The sequence below is a fragment of the Mucilaginibacter gossypii genome (genome assembly GCF_017569325.2).
In the GTDB taxonomy this organism is placed as follows: Bacteria; Bacteroidota; Bacteroidia; order Sphingobacteriales; family Sphingobacteriaceae; genus Mucilaginibacter; species Mucilaginibacter gossypii.
Genome location: NZ_CP071878.2, coordinates 3,094,806 through 3,108,615 on the forward strand (window position 1 = coordinate 3,094,806; position 13,810 = coordinate 3,108,615).

A 13,810-nucleotide genomic window follows, 5' to 3' on the forward strand; every position below is an offset into this window, starting at 1 on the left:
AACCGGTTAATTACTGAACTTGGGCGCCATCAAACAGGCGCACCAAACGGTGGGTTTTGTGGGCCATGTTTTCATCGTGCGTTACCATTACTATAGTGGTGCCGTCGTTACGGTTAAGGTTAAGGAGGATCTCCATAATTTCATTGCCCATAGCACTATCGAGGTTACCGGTAGGCTCATCGGCCAAAATAATTTCGGGTTTGCCTACAATAGCCCTGGCTATGGCCACACGCTGCCGCTGACCACCAGACAGTTGTGTAGGAAAATGTTTTAAACGGTTAGCAAGCCCTACCTTTTCCAGTGCTTCGGCAGCCAGCTCACGACGTTGTTTGGCGGTAGTATCCCGGTAAAGCAATGGCAGCTCTACATTGTCAAGCACCTGCAGGTCGTTAATAAGATGATAGCTTTGAAAAATAAAACCCAGCTTTTTATTGCGGAAAGCTGCCAGTTGCTTATCATTCATACCTTCTGTTTTTTGATCGTCAATCCTGATTTGTCCTTTTGAGGGCGCGTCAAGCAGGCCCATAATATTAAGCAGGGTGCTTTTGCCACAGCCCGAGGGGCCCATGATGGATAAAAATTCGCCTTTGGCAATATCAAGGCTTACGCTGTTCAGGGCCAGGGTTTCTACGGTATCGGTGCGGTACACCTTTTCAATGTTTTGTAAACGTATCATGAGTGAATAATTATTGAGTTAGTGAATTAGTGATTTAGTGATTTTTATCGTTTATGTGTTTAGATTTCTGTTAAATAAATTATTGATTTAGTTATAGGTGATTTTTTTGTTTGTTTCAAAATCATAGAGCGAAAGGTAACGCAACTGATAGTAAGCACCCCAAAAATCACGGAGGGCAGCTACATAATCACGCTGGGCCTGGTCATTTTCGCGGAAGGCTATGCCAAGGTCGGTAATGCTCAGATCGCCTAAAACGTAGCGTTCACGTGCTATCTGGTATTTCTCGGCGGCTATGCTATCGGCCTGCGCGGTATAAACCAGTTGTTCTTTCATTACATTAAAAAGCGATACCTGGGTTACTATCTGCTGTTTAAAAGTTTGTTTATCCTGCTCAACAGCATATTCGGTAAACTGCTGGTTGGCTAAAGCCGTTTTAGCACGGGATTTGGATCTGCCCCAATCCAGTATCGGTATAGAAAGCTGTACCTGCAGCAATTGCTGGTTTTGAGGGTTCTTGTATACATCGGGAATATTGGTAGCTGTATTTGAAAAGCCCAGGCTGGCGGTAAGCGTGGCGGTTAAACCATTTTGCCCTTTGGCTTTAGCCACATCCCGTTTTGCTTCTGCAATACGGCGTGAAAAAGCGATTGCATCCGAGCGGTTGGCATAAGCTTCGGCCAGCACTTTATCTGATGATACGGTCATCTGGCTAATATTTTTCGGTACTACCAGTACTATCCGCTCACTCCCTTCCTGCCCCGTAAAACTGCGCAGGTTCAGTGTTGCAATCTCCATATCGCGCCTGGCTGTACCAACGGCTTTCTGCGCGTTGATCTTTTCCAGCTGTAGTTGCAGGATCTCGTTTTTTGATACCTTTCCTAACTCGTACTTGAGGTTGGCTACCTTTAAGATTCCCTGAGTATTAGTTAAGTTGGTTTCGGCAATCTTGAGGTTTACCTGAGCCAGCAGCAGGTCGAAAAAGTACCCTTCCACGTCAACAGCAATCTTTTCCTGGGCTTCAATGTAAACCTGCTTGCTTTCGTTAAACTTTAAAGGCTCAATTTTTTTATCCCATTTTAGGCTGTTGAACTGAAACAGCGGCTGTGAATAATTTATACCGTAAGGGATACCGTTATACAATACATTATGCCTGTCAAAATCATCAAACCGCTGTAATTGTGTGGTGCCATAAATAGTACCGCCGGTAGCTGTAATACTTTGGCTAAAGTTAAGCTGTAATGATGAGTTATCGTTATGAATAGGCTGGAAAAGTATAGTACCGTCAGGCTGCTGCACCTGCGAAAATGTTTTAGTATATCCAGGTAAAATACCGCTTAATGCCAGCTGCGGCTGGTAGTTTGATTTGTAGGTGCGGTATTCCCAATATTTGGTTTCGCGTACAGTAGCAGCCTGCTTGGCGGCTATTGAATTGGCTTTGGCCATGTCAACCACCTGCTGCAGCGTTAGCCGCAGGGTATCGGCACCACTGTGAGCCAGCGCTCCTGTGGTTATGGTTAATAATAATATGGTGTATAGAAATTTCATGATGCCCCCTCTAAATCTCCCCCTAAAGGGTGAGACTTTTATTTTAATTTTTTTTCATTTATTCCCGCCGTTGTTGGTGTTGTCGCCTTTCGTGTTCGGAAGATTTTTTTATTCCCTCCCTTGGGAGGGGTGTGATGGAAATGTGTAGTGGCAGGGAGGGGTTTATCCGCTATTTCAAACAAATAGGTACCTCGATGAAACCCCTCCCTACACCCTCCCAGGGGAGGGAATCGCACAATCCCCAATTTTTTTTTCTTCCCAGCATCTGTCGGTGACAACACCAACCGTATCATAAGCTCCTGTTTCTAATTTTTTACCGTCACTTCCTTCGAGTTTTTATATTCGCTCATATCCGATGTGATTATCACATCATCAGGCTTTAGGCCGCTCTGTATCTCCACATAATCAAAATTGGTGAGACCGATATGTACCGTGCGGCGTTCGGCTTTACCATTGTTCATTACAAAAATATCCTGAACGGAAGGGCCTTTAAATGCCGGACCGTTGGCTACCCGCATAATTTTATTATGTGTTGCCGTCACCAAAAAAACGTCGACTTTCATGTTGGGCCTGAGCAATTTGCTGGCCCGGTCATCCAGCTGCACATCAAACGAAATGATGCTGTTTTGTACCGATGGGGATACGTTGCTTACATGTCCCCTTAACTGATCATCATTGATCCGTACAATAACCGGCAAGCCGCTATGCAGCTGATCGGCAGAGTTATCAGAAATACTGCCCTGGATCCTGAAACTGCCCAGATCGGCAATCCGTGCCAGGGTTTCACCTTCGTGAATGTTGGCACCAATATTTTTGTTTACATAGGTGATCACCCCGGCGCGTGTTGCCACCACATTGGCCAGGTCAAGCTTACGCTGCAATTCTTTAAGATCGTTTTGCTGGATATCTGCCGCTATTTCGGCTTCTTTAATCTCCAGCTGCATGGTTTGCTGTTTGCTTTTGATCTCGTTTTCCAGCTGCTTTTTTTCAAGCTGTGCAACTTTGAGGTTCAGCTCGGCCTGTTCAATATTTTCGCGGGTGCCGCCACCTGCTTTATACAGGCGTTTAGCATTTTCAACGGCATCGGCAAGGTTACTGATGTGGAGTTGCTTAATATCGTTGTTGGATTGGATGTCGTAGAAGCTTTTGTTCAGATCAAGCTTGAGTTTGCTGATCTCGGTGCGTTTGGTTTCGAGCTGGAACTTCTGTTTTTCAAAATCGGTTTGAGTAGCCGATTTATCCAGCGTTAATATCGATTGGCCGGCTTTAACCTTATTACCGGCATCCATCAGCGCACTTTTGATAGATGCATTTATCGGGCTGGTGATAATTTCTTCAAACTCAGGCAAAACCTCGCCAGTGGCGTTTATGGTATTTTCGATATTGCCGATTTCAACTTTGGCGGTTGTAATTTCGGCCCTGGTAATGGTTGATTTAATATATCCGCGCAAAAGCATTACGGCAAGCACCAAAACAGCTATGCTGATAATGATGACTACCGCGCTTTTTTTGCGTTTGGCAGCTGTAACTTCAAGTGTAATTTCCTTATCCATTGTGATAAATTTGGATAAGGTTTTGCAAGAGTTATACCAATATTAAAACATTAACCACCAATAAGTTACATGTTTTTAATTTTGAAAAAGTGATCGATATCGGACAAAATATTCAATACCGACCGTTGAGTATTTTTTGATTGCGTTGATTTCGCTGATTAATTTTCATATCGTTGAGTTGTTCCTGGCGGAGACCTGGTGTACCTCTGCCACACTAAAAATGCAATTCACCGCAATTTAAATATCTACCGGATTGATTATCCAGAACGGCGAATAAGCATGGCGTATGCCTCAGGGTCCTCTGTGAGAGACCCTGAGGGGACGAAAAATTCACCTGTAGATCAAGCTCATTAGCAAGAAATTCGCTTAAAAATCAGAATAATCTGCCGGGCGCAGAAAGATAATATCAGCATGGGAAACGTTATGCTGGTACTCGGCTTTAGCCGAAAGCGTTTTCCAGTAAGCATCTTTACCAAAAGTGTCCCAATGCTTGTCCCTGTCTTCTTTGCTGTTAAAAGTGGTCATGTACATTAAATTAGGCATATGACTGCCCGCAATAACCTCCGAATAAAAAACGGCATTAAAACCAAGCCGTTTAAACAGGCCTATTTCATCGCCCACATTAAACATGGTTACCTTATTGACATTGTATTTTTCGGTAGGACTTTCATAACTACGCAATTCATAAACCCTATCGGCTTTTTTAGCGGTCAAATTAGGCACCGCTGTTGAAGGCATGCCCGGAAAAGCCTGTAGTATAATTGTTTCAAAACGGGTATAAGGCTGATCATTATAAGCGGCGTCAATGTAATCCTTTCCATCCGCAAGATATGCGGCATCGGCCTGTAACTTTTGATCGATACCCATTAACTTGTCCCATGATTGAAAGGGTGTAAATACATATAACAGCTTCGCGGTATCTGCCTGGCTTACAGGCTTAAACACACCGACATTCTTAATGCCGGCCCGGTGCAGCGCAGGTATATAGGCCTGTTCTAAATACTTTTCAATGGTATTTTCCTGCGCCTGGGTTTTGTAATGGTATATTTTAAGCTGATAATAATTACGTGCCGGTGCATTTGCCAATGCCACTGCAGCGATAAATAAACAGGTAAAAAAAGCGATAGATGATTTTACAAAAGGTTTCATAACTGCGTTATATTTTCGAAGTAAATATAATGTCAATTCATTAAACCTGCATTATGTCCGTTTATATATTTACCCCATTTTTCAAGCATTTCCATTAAGTCAGAAAGTTTCATGGGCTTGCTCAGATAATCATTCATCCCGGCGTCAATACATGCCTGCTTATCTTCAGGCATTGCGTTTGCGGTCATGGCAATAATTACCGGTTGGTCCTGCATGTTACTGCGGATAAAGCGCGTTGCTTCCAAACCATCCATATCGGGCATTTGTACATCCATCAAAATGAGGTTGTAATGTTTTGTTACCATAGCATTTAACGCAGCGTGGCCATTTTCGGCAATATCGGCGCTATAGCCCATTTTACTTAACATATGCATAGCAAGCTTCTGATTTATTAAATTATCCTCGGCTATCAGAATGCTCATGGGGTAATTTTTAGCAAAATCTTTAGAAAACGCCGTTTGCACCTGGTGGTACTCAGTTTTAATACCGCTGCCGGCTTTTAACTGCTCAACTATATGCTTGTGTAACAGATTATGCTTCGTAGGCTTAGTTAAAACCGCGTTAAATACATTGTCTTCCCGTTTACTTTGTTCACTGCCTATCGAGCTTAACAATACAATGGGCATTTCAGGAAATTTCCGTTTTACTTCTTTAGCCAGCTGCAGGCCATCCATTTCGGGCATGCTCATATCTGTTATCAGCAGGTCAACATGCTCATGCTGATCGTTAAGCACTTTTAACGCCTCAGTTGCCGATGCCACAACTACAGGCTCATATTTCCACTGCCTCAGCTGCGTGTCAATTATATCGCGGTTGGTAGCATTGTCATCAACAAATAAAATACGCTTGTTTTCAAGCTCGGCAAGGTTAAGGTAAACGTAATTGCGCTTTACCTTTTGCCCCACTTTTGATTTTATGGTGAACGAGAAAGTAGTCCCCCTGCCTATTTCACTTTGTACGCTGATTTCGCCGCCCATTAGCTTAACCAGTTTTTCGCTTATAGCCAAGCCTAAACCAGTGCCGCCATATTTACGGGTTGTACTTGAATCAACCTGCGAAAACGGCTTAAACAAACGCTCCAGTTTATCCTCGGCAATGCCAATGCCTGTATCCCTTATTTTAAAGATCAATTCCAGGTCGTCATCTTTTTGTTCTTTTACCCCCACCAGTATAAAAACTTCGCCCTGGGTGGTGAATTTCACCGCATTGCCTACCAGGTTAATCAGGATCTGTCGAAGACGTATCGAATCGGAAATAATTTGAACCGGCACATTATGTTCAACCTGGTAAACCAAATCAAGGTTTAACCGCGAAGCTTTTTCGGCAAAAACATCCAAAACGCCTTCTATGCAATCGCGCAGGTCAAAATCCTCTTCATCAAGCTCCATATTGCCCGATTCAATTTTAGAGAAATCAAGAATGTCATTGATAACGGTTAACAGGGCATCGCCGCAATTTTTTATGGTTTCGGTATACTCCTCCTGCTCACTGGTAAGCCGGGTACTGGCCAGCAATGTTGCCATACCGATAACACCGTTCATAGGTGTCCGGATTTCATGGCTCATGGTAGCCAGGAAAATACTCTTGGCTTTATTGGCGCTTTCGGCTTCTTCACGCGCTTTTTCTGATGCCTCACGGGCCAGGCGTTCATTCGCAGTCATTTTTACCAGGCTTTCGGTACGTTCTTTTACCTGGCGTTCCAGTACGGTTTTCTGTGCCTTCAAAAATTTAATCCGGTATTTGAAAATAAAGTATACCAAAGCAACAATAGTTACCGCGGTAATTAATTTAAACCACCAGGTTAACCAAAACGGCGGCACAATAGTAATTTTTAATCCCGCTGAAGGCGGCGACCATAACCCTGACGTATTCTGATACTTTAACTTAAATGTATACTCGCCCGGTGGCAAATTGGTATATGAAGCGGTATTCCGGCTTCCCACATTGTTCCAGTCTGTGTCGAAGTTTTCGAGTATGTAACTGTACTTCTTTTTATCAGATGAAGAGTAATCAAGCGCCGCATACTGTAATGTAATTACAGATTGAGTATAGGATAATTTAATTGATTTGGTATCACTTATATCTTGTTTTAAGGGTGATGGGTCATCCTTGCCGCGGGCAATTTTAACTGTTTTATTGAACAATTGAAAATTGGTGATAACCAGGGGCATAAAGGCGGATGGTTTTAAGATCTGTCCGGGTGTAAAGGAATTAAAACCGTTAATTCCCCCAAAAAAGATCCTGCCGTCCTTAGTTTGCAGGGCCGAATGTGATTTAAATTCTTCATCCTGTAAACCATCTTCAATAGTATAGTTTTTAAAGGTGTTCTTAACCGGATCGTAGTTGGATAAGCCATTATTGGTACTAACCCATATGGTGCCCAGCTTATCTTCGCGCACAGCATAAATGACATCGCTTGGTAAGCCATTTTTGGTCGTAAACGCCGTAAAATGTTTGGTAACCGGGTTAAATAGATTAAGTCCCGAAAGTGTACTGATCCAGATGCGGCCCTTACTATCCTCAAACAAATCGGGGACACTGTTATTGCTGATGCTGTTACGCCTCTCGTCGTGCTGAAACCGGGTGAAGGTACCTGTTTTCCTATCCATCAAATTGAGGCCGGCATCAAAAGTGCCAACCCAAAAATTGCCGTTATGATCCTCAAGCAGGGAATATACCCTATCGCTGCTGATACTTTTAGGATCATTAGGATCATAATTAAAAGCCGAAAATGTGCCCGACTTTTCGTCATACAAGTCGAGTCCGCCGTTATAGGTGCCTACCCAGATGCGGTTGTCGCGGGTTTGGGTAAGGGCATAAACATTGTTATTACTTAAGCTGCCGTGCTTTGCCACGTCATGTTTAAAACCGGTAAAACTGCCGGTGCGGGGATTAAACCGGCACAAACCATCAGCCCAGGTACCTATCCAAAAGTCACCTTTAAAATCCTGGATGATGTTCAATACATAATTTCCGGTCAGGCTATTGGCATTAGCCGGATCATTCACATAATGTTTAACGGTACCATCCTTATTAAACACATTAACACCGCCCCCGTCGGTGCCTACCCAAATATTACTATCCTGATCTTCATGCAGGCACAGTACAAAATTATTGGCCAGGCTGTTTGGCGATGAGCTATGCCTGAAATGCGAAAAACTTTCGGTACTGCGCTTATACAGGTTAATGCCGCCGCTAAATGCCCCCAGCCACATATTCCCCATCCTATCCCGGCAAATACTGTAAATGGAATTACCATTCATACTGCCCCTGTCAATATCATCATGCTTATAGGCTGTTATTTTTCCGGTTACAGGGTTCAGGATATTAACTCCATTATTTTCGGTACCTACCCACAAATTACCGTTCAGGTCCATGTTTAATGCCAAAACACTATAGCCTGAGTTAGAGCCGGAACCTTTTTTATTCTCAAGGTAATGTTTAAATGTGCCTTTTCCAGGGTCAAATAAATTAAGCCCGCCATCTTCCGTCCCTATCCATAACCTGCCCTCAATATCTTCGTATATAGCAATTACATAGCCTCCTGAAATACTGGCGTTTACCCCCGGCTGGCTTTGATATCGTGTAAAAGTTTCCTTCTTTCTGTCAAACAGATTAAGACCGTGGCTCAGGGTACCAACCCATAAACGGTGCTTGGAGTCTTCCTTTAACGCGGTTACATCATCGTCACTTAATGACGACAGGTCGGCCTCGTTGTGTTTATAATGAGTAAATTTATTTTGGTAGATATCAAACCGGTCGAGCCCGCCTTTTTGGCTGCCTATCCATAAAATACCATCATGATCAAATATCAGCCTGTTTACAAAATTGCTTGAGATGCTGTTTGAATTGGCGCTGTCATGAAAGTAATGTATAAACTTACCTGTTTTGCGGTCGAGCTTATTTAAGCCAAAAAGGGTGGCCAGCCATATGTTGCCCTCTTCGTCTTCGGCGATATCTGATATCAGGTTACTGCTTAATGAATTATCATCCTGGATACTGTGCTTATATATCACAAAGCTATATCCGTCATACCGGTTAAGGCCGTCGCGGGTACCTATCCACATAAAACCCCGGCTATCCTGAATTATGGTACTCACATTAATTTGTGATAAGCCCTCCCGGGTGCCGATATGCTCAAACTTAAGGTTCCTATCTTGCGCAAACCCATTTCGGGTAATCAACAAGGCAACCACAACAAACAAATATTTATAGATATTCAAAATAACAGGCGGTGTTGAGTTTTAATTTTCGTGAAAATCCGTTCCTTAAAAAGAGAAACAGAATGGTTTATAGTTAACTTATACGGCTATAATATTTATAAGTTTAATGTAGACAAAAAAAAGCAATGATATAAAAACTGAAAGCGGAATACACAAAAACCAAAGCTAACAGACTGATTAGTAAATAGACTATATAAATAGCGACAGCGTTTAGCAACCGTAGGTTCTACCTTTAGAATATTAAATACCCATAAAAAAAGCCTCCCGGCATTACCGGGAGGCTTATCATATTTTCAAAAATTAGTAGCGTTGCTTACAGCTCTCTTACCCAAATATTGCGAAAGCTAAGCGGTTCGCTCTTATCGCCATGGGCCTGTAACTTAATTGGCGACGGACCATGTTTTTTACCTTCGTACGATGGTTTGCCGATGTATTGAGTAGGACCAAGCAGCTCAAAATTATTTTCAACAAGCACACCATTGAAAAATACGGTAGCCCTTGCTGCCGATTTCAATGAACCGTCTTCGTTAAATACAGGAGCGGTCCAAATTACATCATAAACATTCCACTCGCCGGGTTTACGACCAGGGTTTGCCAGTGGGATCACTTGCTTATACAAGCTGCCTGCCATGCCGTTAACATAAGTTTTATTTTCGTACGAATCTAAAACCTGTAGCTCATAACCTGCGTCACCTTTACCTATCGAAGCTAAGAACACGCCGCTGTTGCCGCGGGCCTGTCCGCTGCCTGTAATGTTTGCAGGTACTTTCCACTCAATGTGCAGTTGGTAGTTGCCAAAACTTTTTTTAGTTTCTATGTTACCGGTAGCTTTATTTACGGTAAGTACATCACCTTTAACCAGCCATTTAGCCGGGGTTTTATCTTCAACAGAAACCCATTCGTCAAGGCCTTTACCGTTAAACAAAATAATTGCGTCTGAAGGGGCATCGCCTAAATTTTTGCCCGGTGTAACTACCTTAGGTACCGGTTCCCAAATCTCGGTGTCTTCAGGTTTGGCATTTTGCGCGTTTGCCATGAAGCAGCTGCCTGCTAAAAGGGCGGTTAGTATTAATGGATATTTCATCTCTCTAAAATAATTGGTTTAAACGTGAAGCGTATTTTTAAGGTATGAAGCGCTTTTTGCAATGCTCACATACGGGTCGATATTGGTATAGTTTTCCTGCTCAACAATAAAGTGCTTAATGCCTGCAAGCTTAGCTTTACCCAATATGGTTTTAAAGTCGATATCACCGTTACCTATTTCAGTATTCAGTTCGGCATTGGTTTTATCCCTGTCTTTAACATGCACAAAAGCGAAACGGCCGGGGTGTTTTTCAAAAATCTCAACCGGGTTTTTACCGGCACGCACTACCCAGTAAATATCCATTTCCATGGCTACCAGTTTAGGATCGGTATTGGCAAGCACCACATCGTAAAAAGTAGTGTCACCAACCGGTGCCCACTCAAAGTTGTGGTTATGGTAACCTAATTTTAAGCCCGATGCTTTCAGGATCTCGGCAATCTTGTTCATTTTCTCGGCCACACCTTTACAATCATCAACAGTTTTAATAAAGTTGTGGTTTAAAGCCGGGATAATAATATGTGACTGACCAATGGTATTGGCAACTTCAATGTAAGCGTTCAGGTCATCAGTTTTACCTGAGCCTAAGTACTCGTCCAGGCCATAGTGACCGCTTGGAGTTGTTAGTCCGTTATCTTTTAAAAGCTGACTAAATTCTTTACCTTTTAATCCCCAATAACCGGTTTCTTTGTTAAAACCAAAGGTTTCAACTTCGTTATAACCGGCTTTTGCTACTTGTGCAATAACACCTTTTACATCTTTGGGTAACTGATCGCGCAGGCTATACAATTGCAGGCCCACTTTATTTGAAGCTTTCGCCGATACCAATTTCGGCGCAAGCATTGCGCCTGCGGCCATTAATCCGGCTTGTGCTAAAAATGTTCTTCTGGTTGTCATGTATTTGTTTTATTAGTTTAGCTTTTTAGAGTGATAAGGTGATGTAAGGTTTAAACATCACAAATATGCACCGCCTTTTTAAGCGAAGCTATTTTGTCTTTCTGTTTCGGGATGAACTCCTGGGCTACAAAGCCTTTATGCCCTACCTCCACAATGGCACGCATAATGGCCGGGTAGTAAAGTTCCTGGGTTTCATCAATCTCGTTACGGCCGGGAACACCGCCGGTATGGTAATGAGCGATGTACTGATGATTAGCGCGGATATTGCGGATCACATCGCCTTCGTCAATCTGCATATGATAGATATCATACAGCAATTTAAAGTTTTCTGAACCAAGCCTGCGGCAAAGTTCGGCGCCCCACTCTACCCTGTCGCACTGGTAATCTTTGTGATCAATTTTGCTGTTCAGCAGTTCCATTACCAATATTACGTTGTGTTTTTCGGCAAGGGCAACCATAGGTTTCAAGCCTTCAACGCAATTATTCCAGCCTTCCTCATCAGTTTTACCGCGACGGCTGCCGCTAAAGCAGATCAGGTTTTTATAACCCGCCTCTGCCACCAGAGGTATCATTTTGGTATAATTTTCATGCAGTTTGGCATGAAACTGTTTATCACCAAAACCATCGGTAAGGTTGATCTCGGCACCATTGCACATAGATGAGAACAAGCCGTATTTTTTTAGTGTAGGCCAGTCTGAAGGGCCAACCAGATCGATCCCTTTTATGCCGATATCCTTAGCGGCGGCACAAAGTTGATCTACCGTAAAATCGCCGTAACACCAGCGGCATACAGCATGGTTAATATTGCCTTTGAGCTTATCATCAGCCTGCATATGTTTTTCAGTTTCGGTGGTAAATGAAGATAATACACCCGACGCGCCAATTGCCGCCGTGCCCGCGATCATGCTTTTGATAGCCGACCGCCTGTTTTGATTTGATGCCATAATTATATTTCGGTTTGTGCTGATGGTTCCTGAATATCCAAACCTGGTTTTGTGGCCATGCTTGTTTTATCTTTAAATAAAGCGAGGAATAATATCAATACCACAGCGGCAATACCTGCAGGTATAAGCCAAATGGTTTGCCAGTTATGTGATGTATCGGATACTTTCCAATGATCAACAATAGGGCCTGAAATGTACGAGCCTATAAGCATACCTACGCCATAAGTAGCTAAGGTAATAAAGCCCTGGGCCGCGCTTTTAAAACGCTCGCCCGCTAAATTATCGGTATAGATCTGACCGGTTACAAAGAAGAAATCGTAACAGATACCATGCATTACTATACCCGCAATAAGCATCCAGTAGCTTGAACCTGCGTCGCCGTAGGCAAAGAATATATACCGCAGTACCCAGGCCAGCATACCAATAGCCAGCATTTTTTTTACACCGAACCGCACAAAAAACAAAGGCATCGCTGCCATGAACGCCAGCTCGGATACCTGCCCCATTGCCTGTACACCGGCAGCGGCTTTAACGCCCACTTCATTTAAAAAAGGGTTGGTAAAGTTGTAGTAAAACGCCAAGGGCACACATATGGCTACCGACGCCAAAAAGAAAATTAAATACGACCTGTTTTTTAATAAGCTGATTGAATCTAAGCCAATGATATCGCCAAATGTAGTTTTTTGGCCCCTTTTTACCGGAGGGGTATCAGGTAAGGTAAAGCTTAATAAACCTAATATCAACGACGCTATTGATGCCATTTTGAAGGTGAGCACAAGCGTTCCGCTTTTCTCCCATCCTAATAAGCCGATAACAATACCTGCAATGATCCACCCTGCTGTTCCGAATACCCTGATTAAAGGAAACTCTTTACTTGGGTTTTGCATCTGCTTAAATGAAACCGAATTTACCAGTGCCAGTGTTGGCATGTAAATGATCATGTAAAACAGGATATTAGGGTAAAACTTATCAAAATCAGCTATGGTGGTTGCATAATAAAGTGAGGCCGCGCCCAACAGGTGCAGTACACCCAGAATCCTTTGTGCCGAAAAATACTTATCAGCAATAAGTCCGATAACAAAAGGGGCTATAATAGCACCTAACGATTGCGTTGCGTAAGCACCCGCATTTTGTGTGCCGGTAGCCTTTAACGTAACTGTTAAATAAGTGCCCATTGTTACAAACCACGCTCCCCAGATAAAGAACTCCAGGAACATCATTGTTGAAAGTTTTACCCTAATTCCGATATTCATAATTGTATTTTAAAGCCAGACTAACTTATCCTTCTCGTTATTTTTTTAATGATAAAATATATTTAACGATTTCTTTGGCATCGCTTTCAGGCAATGACGGGTGTGGGGTCATGGCTATGTTGCCCCAGTTGCCGCTACCGCCGGCGATGATCTTTTTAGCCAACATTTCGATATTAGCATCTGAAGCTTCGTATTTACCTGCTATATCCTGAAATGCAGGGCCAATAACTTTGGTGTCAACTTTATGACAGGTGCTGCAATCTAACGTTGCAATTAATTTTTCGCCGGCTGATGAACCTGCAGAACCACCTGCCGGTTCGGTGCCGGTTTTTGCTACTACAGTATCAGCATTGGCATCGGCAGCTTTAGCTGATTGGTTTGTACCGTTAGTGCTATCGCTACCACCGGTGTTTTTTGATGAATTTCCGCCACAGGCAGCAAACGCTGCGCTGATACAAAGAATAACGAATACTTTTTTCATAAAGATTA

The 13,810-nt window shown here is 43.0% G+C and carries 10 protein-coding genes; all 10 read right to left on the bottom strand.

The genetic code is table 11. The features are described from left to right. Window positions 1-10: 10 nt before the first annotated feature. The 10 genes from J3L18_RS12910 to J3L18_RS12955 all read right to left on the bottom strand — a co-directional run bounded on the left by J3L18_RS12910 (window position 11) and on the right by J3L18_RS12955 (window position 13,802). The gene (locus tag J3L18_RS12910; RefSeq protein WP_091175395.1) at window positions 11-676 is read right to left on the bottom strand and encodes an ABC transporter ATP-binding protein; all 666 of its coding nucleotides are present in this window, start codon (window positions 674-676) and stop codon (window positions 11-13) included. Between the two features lie 87 nt (window positions 677-763). Beyond that, window positions 764-2,221 carry a TolC family protein gene (locus J3L18_RS12915; protein ID WP_129571720.1) on the bottom strand — a complete coding sequence of 486 codons (1,458 nt, stop codon included), beginning with the start codon at window positions 2,219-2,221 and terminating at the stop codon, window positions 764-766. Window positions 2,222-2,526: 305 nt separating this feature from the next. Then, on the bottom strand, window positions 2,527-3,774 hold the full coding sequence (locus J3L18_RS12920; RefSeq protein ID WP_129571719.1) for an efflux RND transporter periplasmic adaptor subunit: 1,248 nt from the start codon (window positions 3,772-3,774) through the stop codon (window positions 2,527-2,529). Between the two features lie 366 nt (window positions 3,775-4,140). Next, window positions 4,141-4,923 (bottom strand): NIPSNAP family protein, encoded by a 783-nt coding sequence (locus J3L18_RS12925; RefSeq protein WP_112657980.1) that lies wholly within the window; start codon window positions 4,921-4,923, stop codon window positions 4,141-4,143. 32 nt (window positions 4,924-4,955) lie between these two features. Then, complete coding sequence (locus tag J3L18_RS12930) at window positions 4,956-9,119, bottom strand: hybrid sensor histidine kinase/response regulator (protein ID WP_223266304.1); 4,164 nt, start codon at window positions 9,117-9,119, stop codon at window positions 4,956-4,958. 340 nt (window positions 9,120-9,459) lie between these two features. Next, complete coding sequence (locus J3L18_RS12935) at window positions 9,460-10,230, bottom strand: 3-keto-disaccharide hydrolase (protein ID WP_112657976.1); 771 nt, start codon at window positions 10,228-10,230, stop codon at window positions 9,460-9,462. A gap of 18 nt (window positions 10,231-10,248) precedes the next feature. After that, window positions 10,249-11,124, bottom strand: a complete 876-nt coding sequence (locus J3L18_RS12940) for a sugar phosphate isomerase/epimerase family protein (protein ID WP_091175408.1) — start codon at window positions 11,122-11,124, stop codon at window positions 10,249-10,251. A 50-nt stretch (window positions 11,125-11,174) separates the two neighbouring features. Beyond that, window positions 11,175-12,068 carry a hydroxypyruvate isomerase family protein gene (locus tag J3L18_RS12945; protein ID WP_090524605.1) on the bottom strand — a complete coding sequence of 298 codons (894 nt, stop codon included), beginning with the start codon at window positions 12,066-12,068 and terminating at the stop codon, window positions 11,175-11,177. 2 nt (window positions 12,069-12,070) lie between these two features. Continuing rightward, entirely contained in the window at window positions 12,071-13,321 is a 1,251-nt protein-coding gene (locus tag J3L18_RS12950; RefSeq protein ID WP_091175413.1) for a nucleoside permease, read from the bottom strand. A 37-nt stretch (window positions 13,322-13,358) separates the two neighbouring features. Next, a complete protein-coding gene (locus J3L18_RS12955; RefSeq protein WP_091175416.1) occupies window positions 13,359-13,802 on the bottom strand; it encodes a c-type cytochrome in 444 nt (147 codons plus the stop codon). Window positions 13,803-13,810 lie beyond the last annotated feature (8 nt).

What these genes read in the sequence shown, in the direction of transcription:
- J3L18_RS12925 (WP_112657980.1), bottom strand. Translation starts at nt 4,923, where the DNA reads ATGAAACCTTTTGTAAAATCATCTATCGCTTTTTTTACCTGTTTATTT.
- J3L18_RS12915 (WP_129571720.1), bottom strand. Translation starts at nt 2,221, where the DNA reads ATGAAATTTCTATACACCATATTATTATTAACCATAACCACAGGAGCG.
- J3L18_RS12920 (WP_129571719.1), bottom strand. Translation starts at nt 3,774, where the DNA reads ATGGATAAGGAAATTACACTTGAAGTTACAGCTGCCAAACGCAAAAAA.
- J3L18_RS12950 (WP_091175413.1), bottom strand. Translation starts at nt 13,321, where the DNA reads ATGAATATCGGAATTAGGGTAAAACTTTCAACAATGATGTTCCTGGAG.
- J3L18_RS12945 (WP_090524605.1), bottom strand. Translation starts at nt 12,068, where the DNA reads ATGGCATCAAATCAAAACAGGCGGTCGGCTATCAAAAGCATGATCGCG.
- J3L18_RS12935 (WP_112657976.1), bottom strand. Translation starts at nt 10,230, where the DNA reads ATGAAATATCCATTAATACTAACCGCCCTTTTAGCAGGCAGCTGCTTC.
- J3L18_RS12910 (WP_091175395.1), bottom strand. Translation starts at nt 676, where the DNA reads ATGATACGTTTACAAAACATTGAAAAGGTGTACCGCACCGATACCGTA.
- J3L18_RS12940 (WP_091175408.1), bottom strand. Translation starts at nt 11,124, where the DNA reads ATGACAACCAGAAGAACATTTTTAGCACAAGCCGGATTAATGGCCGCA.
- J3L18_RS12955 (WP_091175416.1), bottom strand. Translation starts at nt 13,802, where the DNA reads ATGAAAAAAGTATTCGTTATTCTTTGTATCAGCGCAGCGTTTGCTGCC.